General features: G+C 66.5%; 21 protein-coding genes. 3 read left to right on the top strand and 18 right to left on the bottom strand.

The features are described from left to right. Positions 1 to 3: 3 nt before the first annotated feature. The 14 genes from alaS to rlmE form a co-directional block, all read right to left on the bottom strand. Positions 4 to 2,652 carry an alanine--tRNA ligase gene (gene alaS, locus ABE571_RS15270; RefSeq protein ID WP_313212551.1) on the bottom strand — a complete coding sequence of 883 codons (2,649 nt, stop codon included), beginning with the start codon at positions 2,650 to 2,652 and terminating at the stop codon, positions 4 to 6. Between the two features lie 107 nt (positions 2,653 to 2,759). After that, positions 2,760 to 3,251, bottom strand: a complete 492-nt coding sequence (recX, locus tag ABE571_RS15265) for a recombination regulator RecX (RefSeq protein WP_123728918.1) — start codon at positions 3,249 to 3,251, stop codon at positions 2,760 to 2,762. Positions 3,252 to 3,361: 110 nt separating this feature from the next. Beyond that, positions 3,362 to 4,402, bottom strand: coding sequence for a recombinase RecA (gene recA, locus ABE571_RS15260; RefSeq protein WP_123728917.1), 1,041 nt, complete (start codon positions 4,400 to 4,402; stop codon positions 3,362 to 3,364). Between the two features lie 204 nt (positions 4,403 to 4,606). Further along, complete coding sequence (lexA, locus tag ABE571_RS15255; protein WP_121041795.1) at positions 4,607 to 5,257, bottom strand: transcriptional repressor LexA; 651 nt, start codon at positions 5,255 to 5,257, stop codon at positions 4,607 to 4,609. A gap of 440 nt (positions 5,258 to 5,697) precedes the next feature. Then, positions 5,698 to 7,377, bottom strand: a complete 1,680-nt coding sequence (ubiB, locus tag ABE571_RS15250; protein ID WP_346465508.1) for a 2-polyprenylphenol 6-hydroxylase — start codon at positions 7,375 to 7,377, stop codon at positions 5,698 to 5,700. Positions 7,378 to 7,413: 36 nt separating this feature from the next. Then, complete coding sequence (locus tag ABE571_RS15245; protein ID WP_019183317.1) at positions 7,414 to 7,908, bottom strand: CinA family protein; 495 nt, start codon at positions 7,906 to 7,908, stop codon at positions 7,414 to 7,416. A 140-nt stretch (positions 7,909 to 8,048) separates the two neighbouring features. After that, entirely contained in the window at positions 8,049 to 9,359 is a 1,311-nt protein-coding gene (hflX, locus tag ABE571_RS15240; protein WP_313217881.1) for a ribosome rescue GTPase HflX, read from the bottom strand. Positions 9,360 to 9,385: 26 nt separating this feature from the next. Further along, entirely contained in the window at positions 9,386 to 9,667 is a 282-nt protein-coding gene (hfq, locus tag ABE571_RS15235) for an RNA chaperone Hfq (protein ID WP_123728913.1), read from the bottom strand. 107 nt (positions 9,668 to 9,774) lie between these two features. Beyond that, positions 9,775 to 10,728 (bottom strand): tRNA (adenosine(37)-N6)-dimethylallyltransferase MiaA, encoded by a 954-nt coding sequence (miaA, locus tag ABE571_RS15230; RefSeq protein ID WP_346463711.1) that lies wholly within the window; start codon positions 10,726 to 10,728, stop codon positions 9,775 to 9,777. Then, on the bottom strand, positions 10,728 to 11,627 hold the full coding sequence (folP, locus tag ABE571_RS15225) for a dihydropteroate synthase (protein WP_346494020.1): 900 nt from the start codon (positions 11,625 to 11,627) through the stop codon (positions 10,728 to 10,730). Before folP ends, miaA begins: the two co-directional genes overlap by 1 nt. A gap of 57 nt (positions 11,628 to 11,684) precedes the next feature. Then, complete coding sequence (locus ABE571_RS15220) at positions 11,685 to 12,188, bottom strand: hypothetical protein (RefSeq protein WP_346481850.1); 504 nt, start codon at positions 12,186 to 12,188, stop codon at positions 11,685 to 11,687. Between the two features lie 107 nt (positions 12,189 to 12,295). Then, complete coding sequence (locus ABE571_RS15215; protein WP_019183322.1) at positions 12,296 to 12,481, bottom strand: hypothetical protein; 186 nt, start codon at positions 12,479 to 12,481, stop codon at positions 12,296 to 12,298. A 103-nt stretch (positions 12,482 to 12,584) separates the two neighbouring features. Continuing rightward, entirely contained in the window at positions 12,585 to 14,531 is a 1,947-nt protein-coding gene (ftsH, locus tag ABE571_RS15210; protein WP_313211994.1) for an ATP-dependent zinc metalloprotease FtsH, read from the bottom strand. A gap of 53 nt (positions 14,532 to 14,584) precedes the next feature. Further along, a complete protein-coding gene (rlmE, locus tag ABE571_RS15205) occupies positions 14,585 to 15,217 on the bottom strand; it encodes a 23S rRNA (uridine(2552)-2'-O)-methyltransferase RlmE (RefSeq protein ID WP_121041780.1) in 633 nt (210 codons plus the stop codon). A 65-nt stretch (positions 15,218 to 15,282) separates the two neighbouring features. Between rlmE and yhbY the strand changes: the two genes are divergently transcribed. Next, the gene (gene yhbY / locus ABE571_RS15200; RefSeq protein WP_019183325.1) at positions 15,283 to 15,588 is read left to right on the top strand and encodes a ribosome assembly RNA-binding protein YhbY; all 306 of its coding nucleotides are present in this window, start codon (positions 15,283 to 15,285) and stop codon (positions 15,586 to 15,588) included. Between the two features lie 13 nt (positions 15,589 to 15,601). Then, positions 15,602 to 15,976 (top strand): Mth938-like domain-containing protein, encoded by a 375-nt coding sequence (locus ABE571_RS15195; protein ID WP_123728906.1) that lies wholly within the window; start codon positions 15,602 to 15,604, stop codon positions 15,974 to 15,976. Positions 15,977 to 16,028: 52 nt separating this feature from the next. Here the strand turns inward: ABE571_RS15195 and ABE571_RS15190 are convergent, their stop codons facing one another. Genes ABE571_RS15190 through surE form a run of 4 tightly spaced genes read right to left on the bottom strand, consistent with a single transcriptional unit; the run spans position 16,029 to position 18,892 of the window. Then, a complete protein-coding gene (locus tag ABE571_RS15190; protein ID WP_313211998.1) occupies positions 16,029 to 16,808 on the bottom strand; it encodes a peptidoglycan DD-metalloendopeptidase family protein in 780 nt (259 codons plus the stop codon). Next, on the bottom strand, positions 16,805 to 17,419 hold the full coding sequence (locus tag ABE571_RS15185) for a YqaA family protein (protein WP_121041774.1): 615 nt from the start codon (positions 17,417 to 17,419) through the stop codon (positions 16,805 to 16,807). Before ABE571_RS15185 ends, ABE571_RS15190 begins: the two co-directional genes overlap by 4 nt. 19 nt (positions 17,420 to 17,438) lie before the next feature. Further along, complete coding sequence (locus tag ABE571_RS15180) at positions 17,439 to 18,116, bottom strand: protein-L-isoaspartate(D-aspartate) O-methyltransferase (RefSeq protein WP_121041772.1); 678 nt, start codon at positions 18,114 to 18,116, stop codon at positions 17,439 to 17,441. Beyond that, positions 18,113 to 18,892 (bottom strand): 5'/3'-nucleotidase SurE, encoded by a 780-nt coding sequence (surE, locus tag ABE571_RS15175; protein ID WP_346494048.1) that lies wholly within the window; start codon positions 18,890 to 18,892, stop codon positions 18,113 to 18,115. The genes ABE571_RS15180 and surE overlap by 4 nt, the downstream gene beginning before the upstream one ends. Before the next feature lie 186 nt (positions 18,893 to 19,078). On the opposite strand from surE, the gene ABE571_RS15170 reads away from it, so the two are divergent. Then, entirely contained in the window at positions 19,079 to 19,618 is a 540-nt protein-coding gene (locus ABE571_RS15170; RefSeq protein WP_346465499.1) for a Smr/MutS family protein, read from the top strand. The last annotated feature ends 183 nt before the right edge of the window (positions 19,619 to 19,801 follow it).

Here is a 19,801-nt window from a genome sequence, read left to right as displayed (position 1 = left end):
TGTTCAGATACGGGGGGTGACCCAGTCGACGACGGCGGCCAGTGCAGAAGCAAGGGCGGGCCCGTCCTCACCACCACCCTGGGCGAGGTCCGGGCGGCCGCCGCCCTTGCCCCCGATCTGACTGGCGATATGGGCCAACAGTTCCCCGGCCTTGACCTTGCCCATTGCGCTGCCGTTCACACCGGCGACCAGGGCCGCCTTGCCGTCCTGGGTGCCGGCCAGCACGATCACCGCATCGCCAAGCTGCTGCTTGAGCCGGTCGATCGCATCGCGCAGCGCCTTGGCATCGAAGCCTTCCAGACGCGCGGCCAGGATCTTGATGCCGTTGACCTCGACCGCGGCGCCACCAAGATCGGCGGTCGCACCGGCCGCCTGCTTGGCCTTGAGCGCCTCGAGCTCGCGCTCGAGCTTCTTCTGGCGCTCGCCGAGCTGGCGGATCTTGTCGACCACGTCGCCGGCGTTGCCGCCGAGCAGTGCCGCCGCTTCGCTCAGCTGGGCTTCTTCATGGGCCACATAATCCAACGCGCCCTGCCCGGTCACCGCTTCGATACGGCGCACGCCCGAGGACACGCCACCTTCGGACGTGATCTTGAACAGACCAATGTCGCCGGTGCGCGAGACATGCGTACCGCCACACAGTTCGGTGGAGTAGTCGCCCATCTTCAGCACGCGCACGTGCTCGCCGTACTTCTCGCCGAACAGCGCCATCGCGCCGAAGTCGAGCGCTTCCTGCATGCCCATGTTGTGGACTTCAGCGGCGTTGTTGGCACGCACCTGCTCGTTGACCTTGCGCTCGATGATCGCCAGGTCCTCGGCGCTGATCGGCGCGAAGTGCGAGAAATCGAAGCGCAGGCGATCGGGGGCGACCAGCGAGCCCTTCTGCTGCACATGGGTGCCCAGTACTTCGCGCAGGGCGGCGTGCAGCAGATGGGTGGCCGAGTGGTTGAGGATGGTCGCGCCACGGCGCTGGCCATCGACCTGACCGGACAGCACGTCGCCGACCTTCAGGCTGCCTGCGGTGAGCTTGCCGACGTGCCCATGGAACTGGCCCGCGAACTTCTGGGTATCGCTGACGTCCACCTGCACGCCGGCGCCGGACAGGGTGCCGTTGTCGCCGACCTGGCCACCGGATTCGGCATAGAACGGGGTCTGGTTGGTCAGCACGATGACGTCGTCGCCGGCCTTGGCGCTCTCCACCGGGCGGCCGTCCTTGAGGATGGCGACCACGGTGAGATCGTCGGCCTGCAGGCGGTCATACCCGAGGAACACGGTCGGCTTGAGCGTGGCGACCAGATCGGCCGACAGGGTCACGCCGCCGCCGAACTTGCCGGCCGCGCGCGCGGTCTCGCGCTGGGTGTCCATCGCGGCGTTGAAGCCCTCGATGTCCACGATCAGGTCACGCTCGCGCGCGATGTCCTGGGTGAGATCGAGCGGGAAGCCGTAGGTGTCGTAGAGGCGGAACGCATCCACGCCCGGGATCACGCCGTTGCTGACCTTTGCGGCCACGTCGTCGAAGATCTTCATGCCCGAATCCAGCGTTTCCGCGAAACGCTCTTCTTCGGCCTGCAGCGCGCGCACCACCGTGTCTGCCTGCGCCGGCAGTTCCGGATAGGCCACGCCCATCTGCTCGACCAGGGTCGGCACCAGCTTGCTGAAGAACGGCTGGCGCACGCCCAGCATCCAGCCATGGCGCAGGGCGCGGCGGATGATCCGGCGCAGCACGTAGCCGCGGCCTTCGTTGGACGGCAGCACGCCATCGACGATCAGGAACGAGCAGGCGCGGATGTGATCGGCGATCACGCGCAGCGACTTGTTCTCCAGATCGGCCATGCCGGTCAGCTCGCTGGCCTTGCGGATCAGCGCCTGGAACAGGTCGATTTCGTAATTGGTGTGGACGTGCTGCAGGATCGCGGCCAGACGCTCCAGACCCATGCCGGTATCCACGCACGGGGCCGGCAGCGGCACCAGGGTGCCATCGGGCTGGCGGTCGAACTGCATGAAGACCAGGTTCCAGATCTCGATGAAACGGTCACCGTCTTCATCCGGCGAGCCCGGCGGGCCACCGGCGATGTGGTCGCCATGGTCATAGAAGATTTCGGTACACGGGCCGCACGGACCGGTCTCGGCCATCTGCCAGAAATTGTCCGACGCGAACGGCGCACCCTTGTTGTCGCCGATGCGCACAATCCGCTCTTCCGGAATGCCGACCATGTCGCGCCACAGCGCGTAGGCCTCGTCATCAGTCTGGTACACGGTGACCAGCAGGCGCTCGGCCGGCAGCTTCCAGACCTGGGTCAGCAGCTCCCACGCCCAGGCGATGGCGTCCTTCTTGAAGTAATCGCCGAACGACCAGTTGCCCAGCATTTCAAAGAAGGTGTGGTGGCGGGCGGTGTAACCGACCTGGTCCAGGTCGTTGTGCTTGCCACCGGCGCGCAGGCAGCGCTGGACGTCGGCCGCGCGCACGTAGCTGCGCTTCTCGGCGCCAAGGAACACGTCCTTGAACTGCACCATGCCGGAGTTGGTGAACAGCAGGGTCGGATCATTGCCCGGCACCAGGGGCGCCGACGGCACGATCGTGTGGCCTTTGCCCTTGAAGAACTCAAGGAAATCGCTGCGGATCTGGGAGGTAGTGAATTTGACGGATGCGTTCATGGGGGGCTGGCTTTGTGCGGGCCGGTCAGTCCCTGGCACGCAGCCCCAATGGCCGGGTGTCAACTGCAGGACCGCCGAAACCACAAAGGGTATCAGGCCCGGGCCGCTCAGTCCTCAGGGTCGTACCGGGTGGCCTGGCGGATGCTGTCGCCGGGGAACCCCCGGCGGGCCAGAAGATCGGCGGCTTTGCGCCGTGCAGGCAGTTCCTGCGGGCCGGCCTCGCCAAAACGGCGGCAGACCAGGTCGCGGGCATTCTCGGTCCAATCGCCTTCGAAGGTGTCCATGGCCGCAGCGATCTGGTCGCTGTCCAGGCCATGCGTGCCCAGTTCGGCGCGGATATGGATCGGTCCATAGCCGGTGTTGGCCCGGATCCGGACCAGATTCTCGGCAAAGCGGGTGTCATCCTGCCAGCCGGCCTCGGCCAGCTTGCTGACCGCTGCTTCGGCGGCCTCGTTCTCGATGCCGCGGGCCTGCAGTTTGCGGGTCAGCTCTTTACGCGAGTGTTCGCGGCGCACCAGCAGCCCCAACGCCCGCTGGACCGGCGTCTGTTCCTGGACACGGCGCTTGCGCCGGGGTGCGGGGGCTTCGGAGTCTTGCATGGCAGCGGTCCATTACAGTGCGCCATCCTTGGCGCCATCCCGTCGGGGATTCTTGAAACTGCAGGACAGGGCGAGCGTCACTGACGGCGCTGCCCTGCCCCGCAGGAAACTCACTCGGCGTCGTCTTCAGCCTCGTCGCCGCCTTCACGCACGGCTTCTTCCGGCTGGAACTTCTCGCGCAGCTCGGCTTCCAGACGCTGGGCGATCTGCGGGTTGTCGCGCAGGTAGCCGCGGGCGTTGTCCTTGCCCTGGCCGATGCGCTCTTCGCCGTAGCTGTACCAGGCGCCGGCCTTCTCGACCAGCTTGGCTTCCACGCCCATGTCGATCAGTTCGCCTTCGCGGCTGATGCCTTCGCCGTACAGGATCTCGGTGATGACCTGCTTGAACGGGGGCGCCAGCTTGTTCTTGACCACCTTGATCTTGGTCTGGTTGCCGATGATCTCGTCGCCCTTCTTGATGGCGCCGATACGGCGGATGTCCAGGCGGACCGAGGCGTAGAACTTCAGCGCGTTGCCGCCGGTGGTCACTTCCGGGCTCTGGCCCGGCATCATCACGCCGATCTTGTGGCGCAGCTGGTTGATGAAGACCACCAGGGTGTTGGAGCGCTTGATGTTGCCGGTCAGCTTGCGCAGCGCCTGGCTCATCAGGCGAGCCTGCAGGCCCGGTAGCTGGTCGCCCATTTCGCCTTCGATTTCGGCCTTCGGGGTCAGCGCGGCGACCGAGTCGACCACCACGATGTCCACCGAGCTGGAGCGCACCAGCATGTCGGCGATTTCCAGCGCCTGCTCACCGGTATCCGGCTGCGAGAGCAGCAGGTCGTCCACGTTGACGCCCAGCTTGGCGGCGTAGATCGGATCCAGCGCGTGCTCGGCATCGATGAAGGCCGCGGTACCGCCCTTCTTCTGGCACTCGGCGATCGCCTGCAGGGTCAGGGTGGTCTTGCCCGAGGATTCCGGACCGTAGATCTCCACGACGCGACCCTTGGGCAGGCCACCGATACCGAGGGCGATATCCAGCATCAGCGAACCGGTGGGGATGACCTCGACCGCTTCGACGACGCGGTCGCCCATGCGCATCACGGCGCCCTTGCCGAACTGCTTTTCGATCTGGCTCAGCGCGGCGGTGAGGGCGCGCTTTTTGTTTTCGTCCATCGGAGTGGTCCTTGCAGAGGTCGTATCGGTGGAGGTGCTGTCTTTGGAAGTCTTCTTGGCCATGGGTTCACTTTAAGGCTGGCGTATCGCACGGGCTGAGATTCTGCCCGGCGTTCGGAAAAAAATTATCGGACATCCGTACCAACCTCAGCAAAACCAGAGATGTGCCACAAAAGACCGCGCATGATTCAATGGGGAACAGGGTCAGCGGTTGGGCCGCAGCAACCCGCAATAGAGGCCTTCGATGGCGAAGTCCTGGTCGGGCAGCACTTCGATCGGCTTGTAATCGGGGTTGCGCGGCAGCAGGCGGATCCGATCCTTCCCCATCTTCAGAAGCTTGACCGTGATCTCGTCATCGATGCGGGCCACCACGATCTGCCCGGAGCGGGCGTCGCGGGTGCGGTGCACACCGATCAGATCGCCGTCGAAGATGCCCTCGTCGATCATCGAGTCGCCCTGCACCTTCAGCAGGTAGTCCGGCGCGGGCGAGAAGAACACCCGGTCCAGCACCACGAAATCATCCGAGCCGATATCCGCGCCGATCGGCAGACCGGCCGCGACCCGGCCCAGCACCGGCAGGCGCAGAACGTGGTCCGGCAACGCCGACGCAGGCAGTGATTCGGGCAGGCCGTTCTGCAGCGCCGGCGCCTGGACCAGCCGGATGCCGCGGGCCTGGCCCGGGATGCGACGGATCGCCCCGGCCTGCTCCAGCGCTTCCAGATGGTACTGGGCTGCGCGGACGCCCTTGAAGCCGAACGCGCGGGCGATTTCGGTCTGCGACGGCGGTGCGCCATCGGTCTCTATACGCTCGGCGATCAACTGCAGGATCGCCTGCTGGGTATCGGTCAGGTCCATGGTTAGTAGTATTACTACTAACGATGCGGGCACGCAAGTGCCCGCAGAGGAAGAGCCGATAGAAGAAGGGCTGTCCCGCACCGGCCGAAGCCTCCAGCAATGCCCGTAGCCACCGACCGTTGGTCGGTGACCGCGCGAACGCGCGGCGATGTCTGACGGCGCGGGTGCGTATCGCTTGCGGCCAGCTCTCCGGCGTTTAGCCTCTGCAATCTGTTGGGTCAGGCATTCGTGGGGGCCGGACGAGGAGCAGCCACGCATGGCGTGGCTCTACCGGTGGGTGCGGCGGCGGGCTGGAGCAGCCACGCATGGCGTGGCTCTACCGGTGGGCAAATAGTGACGGGTCGTCAGGCAGGAGCGTCCGACCAACGGTCGGACCTACACGTAATCCCCCGCTTGCGCGGGAGATTCCGGGGATCCTGCGGATCCCAGCGGTAAGAACCCTACGGGTTCTTGCCGCTGCGCCAGATCGAAAACAGGATCCACACGCCACAGAAGCCGGCACCGATGAAGCCGGCCACGCCAAGCGCGAGCAGCCAGCGGCTGGAGATGCCGCCGACACTGTGCATGACGATCGAGGAGCCGATGATCAGCGCGGCGGTCACGATGCCCATCACCAGCCGGTTCGCCGCGCGGTTGACCTGGTCGCCGAAGCCCTGCAGCGCCGTGGTTTCAATCTTGAGCTGGAGCCGGCCGCGGCGCGCCATCTGCAGCAGGCGGCGGACATCGCGCGGCAGATCGCCGACCAGATCCATCACCCCGACCAGGCTGCGCTTGCCGCGCTTGAGCATCGCGCCGGGCGAGTAGCGTTGCCACATCACCCGCTCCAGATACGGGCGCGCGGCGCTGGCCATATCGAACTGCGGGTCCAGCTGGCGGCCCATGCCTTCCAGGGTGAGGAAGGTCTTGATCATCAGCGCCAGATCGGCCGGCAGGGTCAGCGCGTACTGGCGCAGCAGCTGGGTGATGTTGCCCAGCATCAGGCCCATGTGCAGGTCCTTCAGCGGGACCCCGCGGTACTGGTCCACGAAGGTGCTGATGTCCTGCTGCAGGCGCGACTCGTCCACTTCCACGCCACCGGCCCAGTCCAGCAGCACGTCGGCCACCTGCTCCGGCTCCTGGGTGACCAGGCCATGCAGGAGCTGGGCAACCTGGAAGCGGCGCTGCTCGGAGATCGCCCCGACCATGCCGAAATCGATCACGCCGATGCGGCCATCCCGCAGGTAGATGATGTTGCCCGGGTGCGGATCAGCGTGGAAACAGCCGTCCTCCAGCACCATCTTCAGCACGATGCGCGCGCCGGTGCGGGCCAGCTGCACGCGGTCCAGACCGGCCGCATCGACGCCAACCAGATCGCGGCCGGGAATGCCGTCCACGAAGTCCTGCACGTTGAGGCTCTCGCAGGTCCACTGCCAGTGCACGTTGGGGATCAGGATGTCGTCGCGGCCCTGGAAATTGCGCGCGATGCGCTCGGCATTGCGGCATTCGGCGGCAAAATCCAGCTCGCGGCGCAGCGACACCTGGAACTGCTGCACCACCTCGGCCGGCCGATACCGCTGCAGATCGGGCAGGCGCGCCTCCACGATCTCGGCCAGCCGCGCCAGCAGGCGCAGGTCGGCTTCGATGACGTCACGGATGCCCGGACGACGGATCTTCAGCACCACGGCGGTGCCGTCATGCAGCGTTGCGCGATGCGCCTGTGCCAGCGAGGCCGCGGCCATGGGCGTTTCATCGAGCCACGCGAACACCTCGGTGGCCGGTGCGCCGAGATCACGTTCGAGCTGCTCACGCACCTGTGCATACGGCAGCGCGGGCACGGCGTTCTGCAGTTCGGAGAACTCGGCGATCCAATCCGGCGGGAACAGGTCCACGCGGGTGGCCAGCACCTGGCCGAGTTTGACGAAGGTGGGGCCCAGGTCTTCCATCGCGCGGCGCACGCGCACAGGCGCGGTCATCCGCAGCATCTGCTGGGTATCGTTCCAGTGCAGCAGGCGGCCAGCGCGTTCGAGCACATCGGCCAGGCCGATGCGGCGCACGAGGTCGCCGAAGCCATAGCGGATCAGGACCGACGCGATTTCCTGCAATCGCCCCAGGTCACGCACGGTACCCAGCGTTTCCCACATCGGCCCACTCTCCTGTCAGCACACCCGGTCAGGATGTCACAACAGCGGGAAGATTCCCGTCAGCGCCTGCTGCACGGTCTGCCGCCGTATGGCTTCGCGGTCGCCATCGAACTGGAACAGCTGCGCACGCGCGTAGCCGCCACGGCCCTTCCAGCCGATCCAGACGCTGCCGACCGGCTTGTCCTCGCTGCCACCGCCCGGCCCGGCAATGCCGGTCACCGCCACGGCGATGCCGGCACCGGAATTGATCAGCGCACCGGAGACCATTTCCAGCACGGTCTCGCGGCTGACCGCGCCGAACTGTTCCAGCGTCTGCGCGCGCACGCCCAGCAGGCGTTGCTTGGCTTCGTAGCTGTAGACCACCATGCCGCAATCGAAGAACGCCGAGGAGCCGGCGATATCGGTCATCGCCTTGGCGATCCAGCCGCCACTGCAGCTTTCGGCAGTCACCAGCTGCAGCGAGGCCTGCTGGAGGCGCTGGCCCACGTCACTGGCGAGGGCGCCCAGCTCGGCGTCGGAAGGAACGGTCATGGGAAGTCCTGGATCAACGGGGGGACGAACGCCCCCTGTTTTAGCCGAAATCGTGAGTGATGTCGTGTGTTGCCGGGTGCGACGGAGGGCGAAGCCCCGCCGGGAGAATCATGGGCGCCAGCCGGCGGCCGGCACCCGCATCACCATTCCGGAAGCTTTTCCGGAAGCATCGCGCGGATCGGTTCGCCGCCCTCGCCAGCCGCCAGCTTCTCGGCCTCGGCGATCGGGATCTCGACCTGCAGCAGCCAACCGTCTTCGTCGGTGGCTTCGCTGCGCACGACCTCCAGCTGATGCAGGCGCGAACGCAGGCGACCGGCACTCGGCGGCAGCCGCAGCTCGCCACTGACGTGCTGCAGGCCCAGGCGCTTGCCCAGCACGGACTGCAGCAGCGGCAGGCCAACGTTGTCGCGGGCGGAAATCCAGACCCGCTCGCGGCGCGCGTTGTCGGGGATGCCGTCCTGGGCATCGTGACGCACGTCGGCCCCGTCGATGCGGTCGATCTTGTTGAACACCAGCAACTGCGGCAGATCGCCCGCGCCGATGGCGGTCAGCACTTCATCCACCTGTGCGATGCGCTCCTCACGGTGCGGATCGGCCGCATCGACGAGGTGCAGCAGGAAGTCCGCTTCGCGGGCTTCGGACAGGGTCGACCGGAACGCGGCCACCAGATCATGCGGCAGGTCGCGGACGAAGCCGACGGTATCGGCGAGCACCACGCTGCCGCCCGGCAGCGCGATGCGGCGCACGGTCGGGTCCAACGTCGCGAACAACTGGTCCGCGGCGAAGGCCTCGGCGCCAGTCAATGCGTTGAACAGGGTCGACTTGCCGGCGTTGGTGTAGCCCACCAGCGCCACGCGCGGCAGCTCGCTGCGCAGGCGGGCACGACGCATCTGGGTGCGCTGCACTTCCACCTTTTCCAGCTTCTTCTGCAGCTGCTCCACCCGCTTCTGCAGCAGGCGGCGATCGGTTTCCAGCTGGGTTTCACCCGGGCCGCGCAGGCCGATGGAACCACCACGCTGGCGCTCCAGATGGGTCCAGCCGCGGATCAGCCGCGTGGACATGTGGCGCAGCTGCGCCAGCTCCACCTGCAGCTTGCCTTCGTGGCTGCGCGCACGCTGGGCGAAGATATCCAGGATCAGCCCGGTGCGGTCGATCACGCGCCGTTCCAGGAAGCGCTCCAGGTTGCGCTCCTGCCCCGGCGACAGCGCATGGTTGACCAGGATCAGGTCGGCGCCGGTGGCATCGGCCGCGGCCTTGACCTCGTCCAGCTTGCCGCTGCCGATCAGGATCGACGGATTGGGCCGATCGATGCGCGCGGTCAGCGTGGCCGCGATGCTGGCCCCGGCGGAGCGGGCCAGATCGGTGAACTCTTCAAGCACGTCATCTTCGAGCCGGCCGGCATGCGGCTGGATCAGGAGTGCGTGTTCGCCTCGCTTGGAACGGTCAAACACGCAGTTCTCCAGAATTCTTCACGCAGTCACTCAACGTCGTCATCACCTTGGACGCCATCGGCGCCATCATTGGATTGCACATAACCACCTCCGGGCCCGACCTTCACGTTGCGCGCCGGCACCACGGTCGAGATGGCGTGCTTGTACACCATCTGGCTCACCGTATTGCGCAGCAGCACCACGAACTGGTCGAACGATTCAATCGTTCCCTGCAGCTTGATGCCATTGACCAGATACACCGACACCGGCACGCGTTCGCGCCGAAGTGCATTCAGAAACGGATCCTGCAGCGATTGCCCCTTGGACATTGCACACTCCTGATTATTGTTTTTATGGTCTTCCGGCAGTTACCACGGCCCCCGCCGCCCGCCGGAACCCTTGATGGTACACGGGGTGGGCGGGTGAAGGCGTGGACTCAGCGTGCGACGAAGGTCGACACCGCATCCGCCAGGGAAGCCCTGTCTAGATGGGGATCGAACCAGCGCGCATCAAGCTCCCCGCGCAGCCAGGTCAGCTGGCGCTTGGCGAGCTGGCGGGTGGCCTGGATGCCGCGCTCACGGAACGCCTCGGCCGTGCCCTGCCCGTCCAGATACTCCCAGGCCTGCCGGTAGCCCACCGCCCGCACGGCCGGCAGATCCAACGGCGCGGCCACCTCGGCCATCGCCGGCAGGGCCCGCAGGGCGTGGACTTCGTCCAGGAAGCCGTGATCCAGCATCGCGTCGAAACGGGTTTCGATGCGCTGGTGCAGCACCGTGCGCTCGCGCGGCGCGAGAATCAGTTTGAGCGCCCGTACCGGCAGCCGGTCGACGCCGGGCAGCTTCTGCCATTCGCTGATCGGGGTACCGGTCAGCCGATGGACTTCCAGTGCCCGCTGGATGCGCTGCGGGTCGGTGGCGTGAATGCGCTTTGCCGCGGCCGGATCGATGCCGGCCAGTTGGGCATGCATTGCCGCCCAGCCCTGCTCGGCCGCCTCGGCGGCAATCTGTGCGCGCACCGCCGGATCGGCCTCGGGCATCGGCGACAGGCCCTGTAGCAACGCGCGGAAATACAGCCCGGTGCCACCGGCGAGGATCGGCATGCGACCGCGCGCGATGATGTCGCGGACGGCCCGCGCCGCGTCGCTGGCGAACTCCGCCGCCGAATAGGTCTGCCACGGGTCGCGCACATCGAGCAGATGGTGCGGCGCCTGTGCGCGCTCGGCCGCATCGGGCTTGGCCGAGCCGATATCCAGCCCGCGATAGACCAGCGCCGAATCGACGCTGACGATCTCACCGTCCAGCTGCTGGGCCAGTGCGATCGCGGTGGCGGTCTTGCCTGACGCGGTCGGGCCCATCACCGCGATCGCCAGCGGGCGCTGATCGACGGCCATCAGTCCTCGTCCGGCCAGCGCGGCATCGCCGGGGCGGCGGACACCCGCGGCATCGGCACGGCATCGACCGCGGCCCACACCTTCAGCGCATCGACCGTGGCGGCGACATCGTGCACACGCAGCAGCATCGCGCCACGCTGGGCCGCGATCAGGTGCGCGGCGACCGAACCGGCCACGCGGTCACGCGGCTGCTCACGACCGGTCAGTTCACCGATGCTGCGCTTGCGCGACAGGCCGGCCAGCATTGGCACGCCCAGCTCGAGGAAGCGCTCCGAACGCGCTAGCAGGATCATGTTGTGTTCGGTGGTCTTGCCGAAGCCGAAGCCCAGATCGATGATCAGATGCTTCTTGGCCACGCCGGCCATCTCGGCCTGGAACATGCGCTCGGTCAGGAAGCGATGCACCTCGGCGACCACGTCATCGTAGTGCGGGGTGTCCTGCATGCTGCCCGGCTCGCCCTGCATGTGCATCAGCACCACCGGCACGCCGAGTTCGGCGGCGGCGTCCAGCGCACCGGGCTGGCGCAACGCATGGATGTCATTGATCAGGCCGGCACCGGCCGCGACCGCTGCGCGCATCACCTCGGGCTTGAAGGTGTCGATGCTGATCGGCACGGTGGTTTCGCGTGCCAAGCGCTCGATCACCGGGATGACCCGGCGGAGTTCTTCATCCAACGGCACCGGCGCACTGCCTGGCCGGGTCGATTCGCCGCCGATGTCGAGCAGATCCGCGCCCTCGGCCACCAGTTGCAGGCCGTGCGCGACCGCAGCCTCCACGCTGTCGTGGTCACCGCCGTCGGAGAACGAATCCGGGGTGACGTTGACGATGCCCATGACCCGCGGGCGATCCAGCCGCAGCAGCCGGCCGCCGCAATCGAGCTGGGGGGAGATATCGAACATGGGCAGATCCACGAAGTACGCCAGCGCGTAGTTTACGCTGGCGCACCGGACCGGCTGTCAGAGGTCGCCGAGGCGGGCTCCATCGACCGGCTTGGCCAGCCAGATCGCCAGATCGTTGCCGATCGCATTGACGGTGCGTTCAAGCACGTCGCAGGAGCCCTTGAAGCCGGCAAACGCGCCACCGCGCGACACGCGGCGTGCGGTGACCGTGGCCACCTGCTGGCCGTTCTCGAACAGCACGCCGCGCACGGCCGCCGACTTGAAGTGGCCGGTGAACGCATTGCCTGCGCTCTGCGCTTCCACCAGCTCCAGCTTCAACGCGTGCCCGCTGCCGGTGTTCACCGGATCACTGCCGAAGACGATGGTGTTGCCATGCGCCGGGGCATTCTTGCCCAGCGCGGTCGCCAGCTGCGCGCCCATCCGGCACTCGGCCTTGATGTTCTCGGCAATGATCGCCGACTCGTTGAACGGCACCGGATCCTGCACGTGGATCTCGGCCGCCATGACCGGCGTGGCACAGCACAGCAGCGCAGCAACGGCTGCGCGCATCGAATGACGCATGAACATCCCCCTGGAAAGTGTGTGGGCCGATCCCCCGGCCATGCCCGACCGCGGCATGCGGCGCGGGCACGCGCATCGTGCCCACTGCCGGCCGCGCACGCAAGCACTCAGCGCTGGCGGCGCTTGCGCTCCACGTAGACGGTCTTGGCGATGCTCATCAACACGCCAACCGCGATGCCGATGCCGGCGCCGAGCAGGAAGTTGTCGCGGGTCAGGCCGATGGCCACGCCAATGATCGTGGCGATCACCATTTCAGTGGTGTGCGAGATCGGCTGCGGCGGGGGTGCGGACATGACGACTCCAGAACGAGGGGCGAAAACGGACCGTCATTATGACCTGCCCGAAACGACGAAGGCCGGGTTTCCCCGGCCTTCGTCACTTACGTGGGCAACACCCTCAGATCTGCTCGGCAGGACCGGCGATCGGCGACACGGGACGGGCATCGCCCCCCTTGTCGTTGTTGTTGCCGCCATCCTTGTTGCTGGCGGACTTGTCCCAGCCCATCGGCGGCGGCGGATCACGGCCTTCCATCACGGCATTGATCTGCGGCGCATCGATGGTCTCGTACTGCAGCAGCAGCTGCGACATCGTGTGCAGCTTGTCGAGATTGGCCGTCAGCAGTTCGGTGGTACGGGCGTACGCCTTGTCCAGGATGCTGCGGACCACTTCGTCGATGCGGCGCGCGGTGTCATCCGACACGCTCTTGTGCTGCGTCACCGAACGGCCGAGGAACACTTCATCGTCCTCTTCACCGTAGGCGATCGGTCCGAGCTCGTCGGACAGGCCCCACTTGGTGACCATGTTGCGGGCCATCTTGGTGGCGCGCTCGATGTCGTTGGAGGCACCGGTGGTGACCTTGTCGGTGCCGAAGATCAGCTCTTCGGCCACACGACCGCCGTACAGCGAGCACAACTGCGATTCGATCGCCACCCGGTTCATCGAGTACTTGTCGCCTTCCGGCAGGTACATCGTCACGCCCAGCGCACGACCGCGGGGAATGATGGTGACCTTGTAGACCGGATCGTGCTCGGGAACCAGGCGACCGACGATGGCGTGGCCAGCTTCGTGATAGGCGGTGAGCGTCTTTTCTTCTTCGCTCATCGCCATTGAACGACGTTCGGCACCCATCAGGATCTTGTCGCGGGCACGGTCGAAGTGGTCCATGCGGACTTCCTTCTCACCGCCGCGCGCGGCGAACAGTGCTGCTTCGTTGGCCAGGTTGGCCAGGTCCGCACCGGAGAAGCCCGGGGTACCGCGCGCGATCACCATCGGCTCGACATCGTCGGCCAGCGGCAGCTTGCGCATATGCACCTTGAGGATCTGCTCGCGGCCCTTGACGTCCGGCAGGCCGACCACGACCTGGCGGTCGAAACGGCCCGGGCGCAGCAGCGCCGGATCCAGCACGTCGGGACGGTTGGTGGCGGCGATGACGATCACGCCCTCGCCTCCCTCGAAGCCGTCCATCTCGACCAGCAGCTGGTTCAGGGTCTGCTCGCGCTCGTCATGACCGCCGCCGAGACCGGCGCCACGGTGGCGACCGACGGCGTCGATTTCATCGATGAAGATGATGCACGGCGCCTGCTTCTTGGCCTGCTCGAACATGTCGCGCACGCGGCTTGCGCCGACGCCGACGAACATTTCTACGAAGTCCGAACCGGAGATCGAGAAGAACGGGACCTTGGCTTCACCGGCGATCGCGCGGGCCAGCAGCGTCTTGCCGGTACCCGGCGGACCCACCATCAGCACGCCGCGCGGAATCTTGCCGCCCAGCTTGGTGAACTTGGTCGGGTCGCGCAGGAAATCGACCAGTTCGCCGACTTCTTCCTTGGCCTCGTCGCACCCGGCAACGTCGGCGAAGGTGACCTTGATCTGGTCCTCGCCCTGCAGCTTGGCCCGCGACTTGCCGAAGGACATTGCGCCCTTGGCCCCGCCGCCACCGCCCTGCATCTGGCGCATGATGAATATCCAGAAGCCGATGATCAGGATCACCGGGAGGAAGTTCATCAGGATCGCGCCCAGCGAGATGCCACTGGAGGGCTCCTCCTGGACGATTTCCACGTTCTTGCCGCGCAGCACGTTGATCAGGTCGCGATCGAACGGGGCGGTGATGGTGGCCGACTGGCCGCCACGGGTGGTGTAGGAAATCTGATTGGTGCCGCCACGCATGTCACCGCTGAAGGTCACCTTCTGGACGTTGCCGCTGTCCACCTGGTCCAGGAACTGCGAGTACGTCGCGCCCTGTGCGCCGGCTCCGCTGCTCTTCGGCGAGAAGCTCTGGAAGACCACCATCAGCACGACGGCGACGACCACCCATAGCAGGAGGTTCTTGGTCAAGTCGTTCATCCTCATTGGCTCCGGTGTTCCTCTAATTCCTGACGCGATTCGTATGGTTGAGCTTACTTGATCTGCGCGCGTTTTCCCTGCCCCAAGGCGTACACCTCGGGCGAGCGCTTCCGGGAGGCTTCAGGCTTGCGGATCACTACTTTGTCGTACCGGCGGCGCATTTCGCGCACGTAGTCGTCAAAGCCCACGCCCTGGAACAGCTTGATCAGGAACGCGCCACCCGGCTTGAGATGGTTGTCGGCAAAATCCAACGCCAACTCCGCCAGGTGCATCATCCGCGGTTGGTCCACCGCATCCATTCCACTCTTATTGGGGGCCATATCCGAGAGCACAAGGTCTACCGGCTGATCCCCCAGCATGGCTTCGAACTCCGATAGGACGGCTTGCTCCCTGAAGTCACCGTGAAGGAACTCCACGCCGGCCAGCGGCGGCATCTCCAGGATGTCCAGCGCCAGCACCCGGCCGGTATCGCCGATCTGGCGGCGGACCTGCTGGGACCAGCCACCCGGGGCGGCGCCCAGATCGACCACGACCATGTGCGGCTTCAGCAGCCGATCGCGCTGCAGCAACTCCTCCAGCTTGTAGGCCGCGCGCGAGCGCATGCCCTCGGCCTGGGCCTTCTTCACGAAGGGGTCGGCGAAGTGCTCTTTCAACCAGCGTTGACTGCTTTTGCTACGGGTTGCCATTGAGATGCGGGTCGGATGGGGAGGTCATGATACCCTGATCGCCCCAGTTAACCGCTTGTTCCTGAATGGCTATCGCCCTGACTTCTTCCCAAACCCGTTTCCTCCGCGGCCACGCGCATGATCTGAAAGCCCTGCTCCAGATCGGCGGCAAGGGGGTGACACCGGCCTTCCTGGCTGAACTGGAAGAGGTGCTGGAGCGCCACGAGCTGATCAAGGTCAAGGTTGCCGCCGAAGACCGCGAGGCCCGCGACGCCCTCATCGCCGAGCTGGTCAGTGCCAGCGAAAGCGCGCTGGTGCAGCGTATCGGCCACGTGGCCGTGCTGTACCGCCCGAGCAAGGAACAGCGCCAGATCGTCCTGCCGCGCGGCTGATCCCGGAACGCCCATGCAGCTGAGCCACGAAATCCCCGACTACGCCTACGCCCTGCGTGCCGCCGATGGCCGCAGTGCGAAAGTGAATGACCGGACCCTGGCCGCGAGTTTCATCCTCGCCCCGGACACGTTAATCGAAGCGTGGCCGGTGGCCGATATCGCCCAGTTGACCCCGGAAGACCTGCAGCCGGTGCTGGCACTGAACCCCGCGCTGGTGGTGCTGGGCACGGGCGATACCCAGGTGTTCCCGCCGGCCGCGGTCATGGCCGCGTGCCTGACCCGCGGGATCGGCCTGGAAGTGATGAACAACCCGGCGGCGGCACGGACCTTCAACATCCTTGCCAGCGAGGGCCGCAAGGTGGCCGCGGCGTTCATCCTGAAGGGGTGAGACCGGGATTTCCGTTCAGAAAAGGCCGCCCTTGAGGCGGCCTTTTTCGTGCTTACTTCGGCGGCAGGTACAGCAGCGGGTCGACCGGCTTGCCGTTGTAGCGGATCTCGAAGTGCAGCATGTCGCGTGCGGCGCCGGTGCGGCCCATCTCCGCGATCTGCTCGCCGGCCTTCACGCTCTGGCCTTCGTTGACCAGGCGCTTGCGGTTGTGACCATACGCTGACAGCCACTGATCGCTGTGCTTGATGATGATCAGCTCACCGAAACCGACCAGGCCGGCACCGGAGTACACCACCACGCCGGCGGCGGTCGCGCGGACCGGCTGGCCACTGGTGCCGGCAATGTCCACGCCCTGCTTGGTCGCTTCACCGGCGACGAAACGGCCGACGATCGCGCCATCGGCCGGCCAGCGCCAGCTGATGTTGCTCTTGATCGCGGTGGTCGGCGACGGGGTGGCGGCCGGCGCGGTGCTGCCCGGCCGCGGCGCGGTGACCACGGTGGTCGGCGCGCGGGCCGGACTGCCACCACTGCCGCCCGGGAACAGCCGCAGCGACTGCCCCGGATAGATCGTGTAGGGCTCGGCCAGCCCGTTCCAGGCGGCCAGATCGCGCGGGGTGATGTTGTGGATGCGCGCGAGTGCATACAACGTGTCGCCACGACGGACGACAGCGGTCTGGCCGGGCTTGGCCACCGAGGTCTGCGGGGTGCTGTGGGCCACACCGCCCGAGCCCGAAGGCCGCACCACGGTGGCGGTGCCACAGGCGCTCAGCGCCGACACCACCAGCAGCAGCGCGCCGGTGCGCACTCCCTTGCTCAAACGATCAGCACTCATGCGAACTTCGCTCTCCATACAAGCCAGGCCACCAGCACGACCACCAGCGCGGTCGCGATCCAGCCCAGCGGTTCAATCCAACGGCGCAGCGCAGCTTCCGCGCGCGGCCCGCCAATACGAATGACCGCCGCCAGCACGTACACGCGCTTGCCACGGCCGATCAACATGCTCAGGAAATACTGCGGCAACGGCACGCCGACGATACCCGATGCCCATGTGAAGACCTTCATCGGGATCGGCATGAAGCCGCCCAGCACCAGGAAGGTGAACACCGCCCAGGGCGACTCGGCCATCTTGGCCTGCACGATGGCGATGCCGCCTTCGATGCTGGTCAACATGCCCAGCGCGGCGAACACCGGCTTGAGCGCTTCAAAGGCGAAGTGGCCCAGCGCATAGCCGACCAGCGCACCGGCCATCGAACCGGCCAGGCTGAGCGTGGCGAACCACCAGCCGCGCTTGGGCTGGGCCACGCACATCGGGGCGAGCATCACCTCGGGCATCACCGGGAAGATGATCGCCTCGATGAAGCTCAACACCGTCAGATAGGTCGGCGCGCGCTCGTGCGCGGCCCACTTCATTGCCCGCTCGTACAGCGGACCAAAAATCTTCATGACGCAACGCTCCTTGGAATCAGTCCAGCATGCCAGACAGCAGCGGTACGAACGTGACCGGCGCCAGTACCTGCTGTTCAACACTGCCGTCATCGCGACGGGTCAACTGGATCAGCGACTGCGCGCCCGGGCCGCCGACCGGCGCGACCAGGCGGCCACCCACGGCAAGCTGTTCGACCAGCGCATCGACCAGCGCCGGTGCGGCCGCGGTCACCACGATCGCATCGTAAGGACCGTGCTCGGCCCAGCCGATGCGGCCATCGTCATGTTTGCTGCGGATGTTCATGCCCAGCGCACGGAAGCGCTTGCGCGCCTGGCGCAGCAGATCACCGATACGCTCGACCGTGTAGACCTCCAGCCCGATCGCGCCCAGCACAGCGGCCTGGTAGCCCGAGCCGGTGCCGACTTCCAGCACCTTCTTCGGCGCCGACTGCAGCACCGCTTCGGTCATGCGCGCGACCACCCAGGGCTGGGAAATGGTCTGCCCGTGCCCGATCGGCAGCGCGGTGTCTTCGTAGGCACGCGACGCCAGCGCTTCATCGATGAACAGATGGCGCGGCACCACGCGGATGGCATTGAGGGTGGCTTCGTCGGCGATGCCGGCATCGCGCAGGCGATCCACCAGGCGATCACGGACCCGCTGCGAGGTCATGCCGATGCCGACGGCTTCGGGCTGCAGGCGCAGGCGCGGGGTCATGCCGGCCGTTCCAGCGCGTCGGTCAGCCCCGCCACCCAGCTGGCCACTTTCTCCAAGGCCTGGTAACGGGTGAGATCGACCTGGATCGGGGTGATCGAGATGTAGCCGTTGCGGACCGCGTGGAAATCGGTACCGGGGCCGGAATCCTGCTCGCGCCCGGCCGGGCCGATCCAGAACACCTCATTGCCGCGCGGATCGCGCTGGGCAATGCAGCCTTCGGCGCGGTGGCGGTTGCCCAGGCGGGTCACTTCAAAGCCACGGACCTCGCTCCACGGCAGGTCCGGCACGTTGACGTTGAGGATGGTGTCGGCGGGCAGCGGGTCGGCCTTGAGCCGGGTGACGATCTCGACCGCGGCGCGGGCGGCGGTGTCGAAGTTACGCGGCTCGTGGTTGTGCGTGACCAGCGACATCGCCACGGCGGGCAGGCCGAGGAATCGCCCTTCCATCGCCGCCGAGACGGTGCCGGAGTAGATGACGTCGTCGCCGAGGTTGGCGGCGTTGTTGATACCCGATACCACCATGTCCGGTTCGTACTCGAGCATGCCGGTCAGGGCCAGATGCACGCAATCGGTCGGGGTGCCGGCCACCGAGCAGGTGTAGTGGTCGATGCGCTTCATGCGGATCGGCAGATCCAGGGTCAGCGAATTGCTGGCGCCGGAGCGATCACGATCGGGGGCGACCACGGTCACTTCATGACCGGCGTCACGTAAAACCGTGGCGAGCATCTTGATGCCCGGTGCATCGACACCGTCATCGTTGCTGACCAGAATCCGCATCTGCGATTTAACCGCTTGATTTTTCAAGACTTCGATTCCATCACTTCCCACTGTTGGCGGCGGTGGCCGTGCCCCCTTGGGAGCATGACGACCGCGCAAGTGCGTCCGCTATTGTGCCGCAAGCGGACAGATCGTCCTACCCCGATAACGGTAGGCATCGCCCTCCCCGCCCATTAGGCTGTACGCATGTCACATCCTGAAGACGAAGATCCTGCCGCGTTGTTCCGCGCCGCTATCGGCGAGGTCAAACCGCTGCGCAAGGTGGTCACCCCGCCGCCGGCCGCGCCGCGGCCGAAGCCGCGTGCACGGATGGCCGAGCAGGATGAACAGGACGCACGCGGGGAATTCGCCCGGCTGCTGCGCGACAGCAGCCCCCTGGAGGCTGGCGATACGGCCAGCTACCGGCGCGAGAACCTGCCGCCACGAATGTTCCAGCGACTCAAGCGCGGCCAGTACTCCGTGCAGGACGAACTGGACCTGCATGGTGCGACCGTGGCCCAGGCCGAGGCGCTGGTGCGGCAGTTCCTGGTGGAAGCGCATGCGCATGAGTACGGCTGCGTGCGCATCATCCACGGCAAGGGGCTGCAGTCCGATGGCGGCGCACCGGTGCTGAAGAATCTGGTCGATCGGCTGCTGCGCCTGCGCAACGATGTGCTGGCGTTTCATTCCGCGCCCGCCGGTCAAGGCGGGACGGGTGCGGTACTGGTGCTGCTGGCGAACCGGTAACGACGGGCCCGGAATCACCGCCATGCACCGCGCGCGGTAGAGCCGACCGTTGGTCGGCTGAGGTAGAGCCGACCGTTGGTCGGCTGAGGTAGAGCCGACCGTTGGTCGGCTGAGGTAGAGCCGACCGTTGGTCGGCTGAGGTAGAGCCGACCGTTGGTCGGCTGAGCGGTGCAGGTTTTCCGG

Origin of the sequence: Stenotrophomonas sp. TWI273 (assembly GCF_039674765.1) — a bacterium.
Classification (GTDB): domain Bacteria; phylum Pseudomonadota; class Gammaproteobacteria; order Xanthomonadales; family Xanthomonadaceae; genus Stenotrophomonas.
The sequence above is the reverse complement of the archived record's forward strand: the minus strand, read 5'-3'. Positions and strand labels throughout refer to the sequence as shown.